This window comes from Methanoculleus sp. UBA291 (assembly GCF_002499755.1).
Classification (GTDB): Archaea; Halobacteriota; Methanomicrobia; order Methanomicrobiales; family Methanoculleaceae; genus Methanoculleus; species Methanoculleus palmolei.
The window spans coordinates 8075-17175 of the sequence record NZ_DANC01000060.1; the positions used below are offsets into that span (position 1 = coordinate 8075).

General features: G+C 57.4%; 7 protein-coding genes, 2 tRNA genes and 1 pseudogene. 4 read left to right on the plus strand and 6 right to left on the minus strand.

All coding sequences use genetic code 11. The annotated features are described in order from the left end of the window. The 4 genes from BP737_RS14095 to cas6 form a co-directional block, all read right to left on the minus strand. Window positions 1–1025: type III-B CRISPR module-associated Cmr3 family protein (locus BP737_RS14095; RefSeq protein ID WP_342686283.1), on the minus strand; the 1025-nt coding region annotated here is incomplete at its 3' end. Then, window positions 1022–2803, minus strand: coding sequence for a type III-B CRISPR-associated protein Cas10/Cmr2 (cas10, locus tag BP737_RS14100; protein WP_342686284.1), 1782 nt, complete (start codon window positions 2801–2803; stop codon window positions 1022–1024). The genes cas10 and BP737_RS14095, both read right to left, overlap by 4 nt. Then, window positions 2800–4056, minus strand: a complete 1257-nt coding sequence (gene cmr1 / locus BP737_RS14105; RefSeq protein WP_342686285.1) for a type III-B CRISPR module RAMP protein Cmr1 — start codon at window positions 4054–4056, stop codon at window positions 2800–2802. The genes cas10 and cmr1 overlap by 4 nt, the downstream gene beginning before the upstream one ends. A gap of 201 nt (window positions 4057–4257) precedes the next feature. Continuing rightward, window positions 4258–5073, minus strand: coding sequence for a CRISPR system precrRNA processing endoribonuclease RAMP protein Cas6 (cas6, locus tag BP737_RS14110; RefSeq protein WP_292405249.1), 816 nt, complete (start codon window positions 5071–5073; stop codon window positions 4258–4260). 820 nt (window positions 5074–5893) lie between these two features. Here cas6 and BP737_RS14840 point away from each other — a divergent pair. After that, window positions 5894–6049 (plus strand): annotated as a pseudogene (locus BP737_RS14840) (phosphate--AMP phosphotransferase); the annotation flags it as partial. A gap of 14 nt (window positions 6050–6063) precedes the next feature. Beyond that, a complete protein-coding gene (locus BP737_RS14115) occupies window positions 6064–6264 on the plus strand; it encodes a hypothetical protein (RefSeq protein ID WP_342686286.1) in 201 nt (66 codons plus the stop codon). A gap of 119 nt (window positions 6265–6383) precedes the next feature. On the opposite strand, the gene BP737_RS14120 is transcribed toward BP737_RS14115, so the two are convergent. Continuing rightward, window positions 6384–6458: transfer RNA gene (locus BP737_RS14120), tRNA-Glu, on the minus strand. Window positions 6459–6646: 188 nt separating this feature from the next. On the opposite strand from BP737_RS14120, the gene BP737_RS14125 reads away from it, so the two are divergent. Next, the gene (locus BP737_RS14125; RefSeq protein ID WP_292405246.1) at window positions 6647–7762 is read left to right on the plus strand and encodes an OBG GTPase family GTP-binding protein; all 1116 of its coding nucleotides are present in this window, start codon (window positions 6647–6649) and stop codon (window positions 7760–7762) included. On the opposite strand, the gene BP737_RS14130 is transcribed toward BP737_RS14125, so the two are convergent. Beyond that, entirely contained in the window at window positions 7749–8864 is a 1116-nt protein-coding gene (locus tag BP737_RS14130) for a tRNA (guanine(10)-N(2))-dimethyltransferase (RefSeq protein ID WP_342686287.1), read from the minus strand. The genes BP737_RS14125 and BP737_RS14130 overlap by 14 nt on opposite strands. A 71-nt stretch (window positions 8865–8935) precedes the next feature. On the opposite strand from BP737_RS14130, the gene BP737_RS14135 reads away from it, so the two are divergent. Continuing rightward, a tRNA-Arg gene (locus BP737_RS14135) sits at window positions 8936–9010 on the plus strand. Window positions 9011–9101: the final 91 nt, after the last annotated feature.

Genomic DNA, 9101 nt, shown 5'->3' on the forward strand with positions numbered 1-9101 from the left:
CCTGCCGGTACAAGCCTTCGTATCGGCTTTGGTCCGCGGCTTCCCGACTCAAGGCTCCAGCCGGAGAGCGGTTTCCAGCGGCTGATGCATGCCGATACCAGTCTGAGTGTGACACCCTTGGGTGCATCCGGCGGGCGGCCCTCAAGTGTGTCTTTCTTAATCCACCCGGGCAGCCAGCCGTTAGAGAAGACTGCAGGCGTTGCCAGCACCATCCTGAGATGGTGTTTCTCTCCGCAGGCCTGCGTAATCTCAGAAGGGCAGCTCCATCCGGGGTCCTTGTCCGCCTTCCATAGAACCAATCGCCGCTCGCCCCCGAGAGGGTGGAGCGAGTTCTTCCAGGCGAGTTCTCCCGTATCCACCTTTGCGGCAATCTGAATACCTTTCGCCCCGAAATCCAGCCCTGTCGTCTCAAAAAACATCTCATTTTCAGCAGTACCGTAGCCGTGTTTGATCTTCACGTGAGTTCTCGGTTCCTTGCCGGGGAAATCCAGGAATGAACCGAGCAATTCCGGCGTACTTCTAACTGTTTTTGAGTCCGGAGGGGCGTCAAACGACGTTGCGTCGTCAGTGATGAGCCATTCGATCATCCTCTTCGCCGACCAGAAGGGGGCCATTTTGGCTGGCTTGAACTCGTCTTCGACGCTGTCTGGGAGTAGCGCCGGCAGAAGCCTCTTGTCCGGCAGGTCGCAACCTTCCCCGGGTCTCATCTCCGCCGGGCGAACCGGATGGGCGATGCGATTGCCATCTTTCTCCTCGACCTGGATATCGCCGGGCGCAGGAAAGTATATCCCGCCGTTGGAGAGCGGAAGGGGCCCGGCGACGGAGATTTTTTTGAGTTTTTCGACATCCTCTTTCATATTGAAATCGCTGCCGTTTATCTTGCCCAGCATCGTTCTCACCGAGCCTGCGAGGACCGACGGGTACGGCCAGTCGAGCGACTTCATGCGGAGACCGGGCCCGAGTGGACGGGCGTCACGTGCGATGATCGGGTCATGAGGGGCGATCGAGAGATACAGCTCATTCATGAGTTGTCGCCTCCTGTCATCGCTACGGCGATGCGCCGGGCGATAACCAACTCAGTTGCCCGGCGTAAAAGATCGTCGGAGGACTCCACGCCCTGCAACACACTTTCGATGTCTTCTTCAGCTACATCCCTGGTGCCGTTGCCGGCTTTTTTTCGTCTGAGCAGCCTGAAGAGATCTTTTTTGAGCAGACCCGGGGGGACAGGGTTTTTCCATTCTCCGTAGTCTCCGGCCATCTGGAGCAGATCGTAGGCCGCTTTGTCCGGGAGTGCGTTTTGGGTATGCAGGTCGATCCATGTCGCAAGACGCTCATCCATCCCGTTCTGGCCTTTCGGCTTCCATTGTTCTCGGACCTTCAGCGGAGACCCGCCACCCCGGATATGCAGGTGAACAGCGAGGCCATTCCTGTTGGGCTCTTTTGCCGCACGTTCGGCCGCCCTGCCGTAATCAAGAAGATCCCCGAGTGGGTTTCTCGTATGCCCTATGGCAATCCCGATGGAGAGGGTGACCCTACTTTCCGGGACTTTCTCCTCGAACCTGTCGTGAAGTACCCTAGCTGCCTTCAGGCAGGTGTCCACCGGGAGGAATGCGAGGACATCAACTCCCCCCGAGTAGACCATATAGCCATGGTGTGATTTCTCAACAATGTTGCGGGCTTCTCCGGCAAATGTCGAGAGGTTGCTGGAGAAATCCCGGTGCTCGCCTGCAGAGTTGATCTTTGAGATGGCCTCTCCTATGTGGTCGCCGTCTGCGACCAGAACCGCAAAATAGGGGTTTGGTTCTCCTGCAATGTGCAGAAGCGTGCGGAGGCGTTTATTAATCTCATTCAGTTTATCCAGATCTTTCCGGTAGGGATTGTCCTCGGGAAGAGCCGTGAGAGCCTGCTGAAGGCTTCTCTTCGTGCTTGTCAAGTGTGAGGGGAAGCAGACCTGACCATCGTATGGGAACTCCTGGTAAAACTTTGTCCCCGTACCCGATGCAAAGGCGTTTTCTCCTGCACATAGTTCCCCAATTTCGGTGAGATACCTATCCGCATCTCCTCCGTCTCTCCGGATCCTGCGGATCCAGGGCTCGAGCGCGACACGAGTGACGGATGGGAACGCTATACGCCTTCCACCGGCGAGCCGCTTGGTGAGGCCAACCGCACAGAGCTGTTCGTTCTCACTGAGGCGCATCTTCAGTGCAAGTTCGCCGTACGGTCTTCGATTGTTTTTCAGAACGGTTTCCCGTGCGCCGTCAAGCGAAGACTTCGGGATTCCCTGTGCTTCTTTCGCCTGACAGAAGTTCCGGATGGATTTTCTGCCGGCAAAAAGACGCATCAGTCTTTTTCGGGATGCGGCATAGTCGCTCCCGAGCGGTACCCACGCCGTATTGAATTCGATGATATCGTTAATTTGTGCATTCCAGATATCGTCCCGTACTAAACTGCCTGCTTCCTCTTTTGCGCCTTCTGCATACTCCAGCCATTTTCTATAAGCCGCGTTCTGTGCTTTTGTGCTTACTGTCTGCGGGTCCGCTCCTTCGGGAAGTTCGGCAAGGACAATGTTGGCCACGTTAAAGGCTTCAAGTTCTGTTTCGAGTTCTGGCGACTGGAGTCTCGAATCTCCTCTGGCTAACGCCGGGAAGATGAGCAGTCCTCCCAGGTCCGCGATCTTTGCTGCGGCGGCCCTGCTGATATCCGAGAGAAGATACGACCCGAACCAGAGATCCCGCGTCCTTCGGGCGGCTGCAATGAAGTCCTGCACGGGACCGATGGAGAGGACGTAGAGATAGGATGTCATCGGGGAACCTCTGTGAATCCCTGTTCATTGGCATACGTGAGGAAGGCTTCCAGGGCAGAGCCGCTCTGCGACCGAGACGCCATCGGCGAATTTCGGTACCTTGCCAGATCCTTTCCGCGTATTTTCGTGGAACTACACAAGGTACGATATTCTTTTTTCAGAACGACTTTCTGAACCGGCGCAACGTTAAGTTTCAGGATCAGTTGTGCAAAAACTCCATCGCTGCACTTTAGAGGACGTAGTATCAAGGGGCTCGCCATCCTCGCTTTTTCACTGCCGCCGGCAACAGGATATAATTCAAGAGTGCCGGGATTCCGGTGAGCAGGGAGATTAAATACTATGGGAAGGCCGAACTCTGCTCTTGGAAAGGCAGCGTAATCAGAGATATGGTCCAATCTCTGATACTCACGAGCGGCTCCATTGCTGATAATATGGCGGATGGATTCCGGCTCGGGCCACCGTGATCGTCCCGGCCGGGAAGAACTGTTTCCCGGGTTTCGGCCCACATTTTTGCCCTGCCTGAAGGTCTGCAGCAGCCCGATTACATCAGACCAGCACTGCAATGCGTTACCGCCATTGCCGTTCTTTATCAGAAGTACCTCCGGCATGGTGGGCCATTCCCGCAGTGAAGAGGGAACGATCCCCAATTTCTCCCGGCACCGGTTGTACCACCCATCGATACCTGCGCAGTCCGGAGGAGAGAGGTCCTGACAATACAGTGCGCCACACCCTCTGCGTGTTCTTGCTCCTATCCCGCCGAAGTTGACCCATGCCCAGAGGGCGGCATTTATTTCTTGAGACAACTTTCTTGGATATGAGAGCGTTAATGTAAATGAGATGCCGGCCGTGCAATCTGCTACCGGGACGTTTTGCCTGTTGCTGCCCTGAAATGGGAAAAGTGCATATGAGGGATGCTTGTCCTTAAACCGGGGAAAATTCTTCCCATCCGGGATGTAGGCACAGGGATATGTCTTCCCATGAGACACAATAGTTACTTCCACAACCACGGGGCTCGGGTTCTCCGTCGATCCCCAGACCTCCCCCTCCCGCTGGCGGAGCTCTTCAACTCTCTCGCACTTCGCGCCTCTCGTCGCCCGCCACCAGAACCGGAGATGCCCACGGATGCTCGGCGCCCTGATAGGCATATCGGGATCGATCTTTCCTGCTTTGTAACCCCCGCCGAAGAGGGGGGTGATCACGTCGATGGCGTATGTTTTCTTGATGATGTTCGGGTCAGAGCTTTCGTCCGGCACTTTGCCGGGATAAGGCGGTAAACTTCGTGTGATAGAATCACGCTCCTTTGTTCTTTCTCATGACTGTTCGACTGGTTTTGCGGGAGATGCTCAACATAACCGGAATCATCGACCGTTGCTTTGCTCTCTGTTGGACCGCCACGCCGTCGGGTTGGCCTTCACCGGGCGGGTCCGTCAACCCATTCCTTGCTGTGCTGTCGGTCATGTTTCCGCTCGCGTCACGATGATGCCCCCGAGCCCGTAGGCCGTGTGTTTTCCGACTTGGAGATACTCCCCGGCTTTGAGCAGGTTCCCCGCTTCGGGCATGACCGCCGAGGTGTCGTAGGTTGCCCAGCCGGTGATGCCCTCGAACCGCAGGATCTTCCCCTCCCGGGAGCGGCGGGCGACCTCGACGGTTTCGACGGCGAAGTCGAGGATGGGTGCGTCTTGTTTGAGGAGACCGTCTGGAATGCGGCAGGGATAGTGTGCGGGATCGAAGCGTTTCGTCACCCGGTTGAACACCCTCGCCGATGCCGCAAGGAGCGATCCTAAGGATGGCATGACCTCCATCCGGCCGCCCCGGACGAGGTGGACCGGCGTGACGAAGGAGACGGTCGTCAGGTCACCGAGTGGGAACTCCGGGATCTCCACGGTCTTTGCCGATATCTCGGTGACTCGGAAGCACCGCCCGGAAAAGTGCCGGGCGTTGTCATGGGCATGGATCCGGGAGAGGATCTCCGGGATATACCGCTTCCGGTCGCCGTGGACCTTGATGAATCCCTTAACCCCGCCGTTACCACGAAAGGCGAGGAGGGCGTAGGGGTTGATGTCGATCTCTTTCTCCTTGAAGACCATGCGGTAGGGGCACCTGTCGGCATCGGGGCAGTCCGGCAGGCACTCCGGTCGCGCGCACCGCAGGACGGTGCCGAGCCATCCTCTGAAGGCCGATCCGGTAAACGCCGGAAGATCGGCGTTCCGTGTGACCTTCAGATCGACGGAGATCAACGACGAACTCATGGCAAGTGAATTGAAAGACACGGGAAGGCCCTTCTACTGAAGATCCATAAATGTTGCGAAATGTTTCCAAACTGGTATCCATATGAAATATGATTTCACATATTGTAGAGATTATTTCAAAAAATCGCTACCGGGAGGAGACACCCTTCGAAATTCTTCGAGTTTCTCAAGCTCCGGCTCTGATGAACCGTCGCACCCTGCGGCCAGACACTCTTCGAATTTCTCACGTTCCTGCCGTACCGGCAGTCGTTCCCCGAGTGGCGATATGCGACTGGCCGAAGGGCAGGAGCATGAGAAAATGCTTCATGTTTTCAAGTTGCGATGGTCCATAGAACCGGAGCAGGAGCCCGAAGGTGGGGTGCCCAATGGAAAGCCGCGCCATCCTTGCCCGGGGTCCGGTTTTGATGGTAGAAATTTTGGAGTTAAGTGTTCCGATCAGGATGTACCGAGGGTTCAGAGATCTTTTTGGGGCGGCCTCATTCTCTGGCGGCAGGAATCCATTCTGTTGTCCTCGGGTCATCGTTGCGTCTCCGGCGGACGAAGGAGATTTCATTTACGGACACCGAAGGGAATGCAGTACCTGCGGCTTCCGACCGGATAACTGGGGGTCGTTCATGTACCCGGTTCAGCGGTTCCTCCTTTCCGGTTCTCCTCCGGAGACCCGCGCAGCGTCGGACGAAGTCGGGGCGTGCAGGAGCCGATAGAAAGGATTTTTATCTGGGAAAGGAGCATTCTTGCATTGACACCCGCAATGAGAAGGGTATGGAAACTAATTTTCATTTCTCACAAATTTACTCATGAAACGTTTTCTCCCTGCACTGGCACCCGCAATGAGAAGGGTATGGAAACGGAAAAGGAATGGGCCGGGAACGGGACGGTGCTGATGAAGTTCTGGCTCCACATTGACCGGGACGAGCAGTTAAAGCGGTTCGTGGCCCGGGAGTTCAACCCGTTCAAGAACGATAAGATCACCGACGAGGGCTGGCGAAATCGGGGCAAATGGGATAACACGTGGCCGCAGCGAACGAGATGGTCGCGCGCACGAGCACCGCCTACGCGCCGTGGACGGTTGTGCCGGAGACCGGCCGGACCGAGATCGTCGTCAAGACGAACGGTGTCGCCGCTCCCGGCGAAGCGCTTCAGTGGAAGTCCGGCCCCGGACGCTCACGTGCCTGCGGGTCGATATCTTCGATCCATGCCCGCTCATGGTGATGAACAATGACGCGTCATCCGGATGGCCTTTGCAACTCCGATACGGTCGGTAACCCGCCGGACTCCGCAGACAAAAAAACATCATACCGGATTAAAATTTCAAAACAGCCGCAAAATTATGCTGCTATGGGGATTCGAACCCCAGTCGAGGGAGTGAGAGTCCCTCATGATTGGCCGGTCTACACTATAGCAGCACGTTACATCAATGTGCTCTAAATCATTGGATCTTTTGTTATTTAAACCTGTCTCACGCCCCCCTCTCTTCAATCATGCCTGCATCTCCGCAATCGGGGCTCAATATGGGCTGGGATTCTCTCTTCGCTTCGTGATTTCTCTCATAGACACCAATAAGTAGCTTCCCTGCATATGTATACGGGCAGTAATGAGCAGCGTTGATGAGCAGATACGGGAACTTGAGGACGAACTCAAAAAAACCCCGTACAACAAAGCGACCTCCAAGCACATCGGCCGCCTCAAGGCAAAAATCGCGAAAATCCGTGATGAAGCGGTAGCCCGGGCCATGGCCTCCGCAGGAGGGGGCGAGGGCTACTCCGTGAAAAAATCGGGAGACGCCACGGTGGTTCTGGTCGGTTTCCCGTCCGTCGGTAAAAGTACGCTGCTCAACAGACTCACCGGCTCTAACCTCTCGGAGACGGCGGCCTATGCCTTCACGACCGTCTCCGTGATCCCGGGGACGATGGAGCACCGGGGCGCAAAGATCCAGATCCTTGATATCCCCGGCCTGATCGCCGGAGCCGCCATGGGGAAAGGCCGCGGGAAAGAGGTCATCGCCGTCGTGCGGAGCGCCGACCTGATCCTCGTCCTGGTCGACGTCTTCAACGGGCAGCATGTGGACGTCCTTCTCCGCGAGCTCCACGATGCCGGTATCCGGATCAACCGGCTAAAACCCGACATCACCATAAAAAAAGCCGGGAACGGGGGTATCAGGCTGAACACAGTCGGCGCCGTCGACCTCGACCTCGAGGAGATCCGCGCCATCCTCGCGGAGAACAGGATCGTCAACGCGGACGTTCTGATCCGCAACGAAGTCACGCAGGACGACTTTATCGATGCGATGATCGGCAACCGGGTATACGTCCCTGCGTTCATTGCGGTCAACAAGGTCGATCTGGTGGACGAGAAGACGCGGACGGGGATAGAGAAGGAGTTGATCGACCGGTTCGGTGAAGCGCCCGTCATGGTCTCGGCGCACAGCGGCTACCGTATTGAGGACCTCAAAGACGCCATATTCAATAACCTGGGATTCATGCGGGTCTATTTAAAGCCGGTCGGCGGCCCTGCGGATATGGACGAGCCGCTGATCATCCGGAGTCCGGCGACCGTCGAGGACGTCTGCAATCGTCTCCACCGGGATTTCGCGGACAAGTTTCGGTATGCAAAGGTCTGGGGAAGATCAGCAAAACACGATGCGCAGCGGGTCGGCCTCACCCACAAACTTGCGGACGGTGACGTCCTCACCGTCGTCACCCGCCGCTGATCACTTTTTCGAGGACCGGGAGAGGCGCATCGGTTTTTACAGCGGTTCCCGAGTAGTGCGCACGGCTTGCCCGGTAGCCGAGCGTCCGTAATCGCTCGATGACGGTCCCGATGCTGCCGGGAGAGACCCGGAGCGACTTTGCTACGACATGGTAGTCGTAGTGGCTTGAGGTATCCAGTTCCTGCCGGCAGGTCTCAAGCAGCCGCGCGATCTCTCTCCCCGTCCCGACCGGGACACCGGCGAGCGCCTCCTGCATCTCCTGAAGCGTCCGATCGGCGTTGATCCTTCCGGTCCAGAGGGGTCCGACCGGCACGAGGTCCGCACCGCATAGCGGGCACTCCTCCGGTTCGGGGAGCATTCCGGTCTGTTCCGTTCGGTAGAGACAGTGCGGGCACTGCATCACATAGCCGATCCGCGCAAGCGTCCGGTCGGCCGCCGCCGCCCCCTCCCGGAGCCGGAGGTGCAGGCGGTGGAAGTGCTCGTGCGCGTAGCAGAAGAGGGGTTTTACACCCCGGTCATACTTGACAACCTCACGCACAACAAACCCAAGCAGCGTTCGGAGGCCGACTTCGGCGTGATACTCGGTGTTCCGGGGGCGGGAGAAGTAGCGGCGCATGCCTGCTTTCAGGTGCGCCCCGCAGAGGGGGGCGGTGTCGGTGGCGGTGACGAAGAGGTAATTCCCGGCGCTCCTTGCCGCGGAATCGATGAACGGCGCCGGTGTCCCGAAGGGGTCGAGGTCGACGGCATCGAACGTCCTCTCGCTCATCAGCGCATTCGCGTCCCCGCGGGTGACCTCGGCGGCAAGACCCAGCGCTTCCACATTCTGCCGGGCAAGGTCGATCGCTCTTGAACTCCGGTCGTTGATCGTTACCGGGACCCCTACTTCGTGCGCCACCCGGAGCCCCCGAACGCCGGACGCCCCCATGGCGTCAAGGTAACTCTCCGGCCGCAGGATAGAGAGCAGGAGGATGGTGGCGTCCCGGTTCAGTTCCATACGTGAGTTATAAAAAACCGGACCGCTTCCCGGCGGGAACTGAAGATGAGGGTCCTGCTTCGGTACGAAAAACCTGGTCCTCCCTTCAGTAACCTCAACGATATCCATGCTTCCGAAAAAAGGGTGGATGCTCGATACCCTTATACCTTCTCATGAATAACACTCTTACTCCGGCATATGGGCTTGTGGCCTAGCCCGGACATGGCGTCAGCCTCCTAAGCTGAATGTCGGGGGTTCAAATCCCCCCAAGCCCGTCATTTTTCGAGGTTACCACTCCCGGCAGACCCTCGGGTTATTTATCGTCTACCAGAGAACCTGATCCTTTAGGAATGAGCGCTTCTGCTT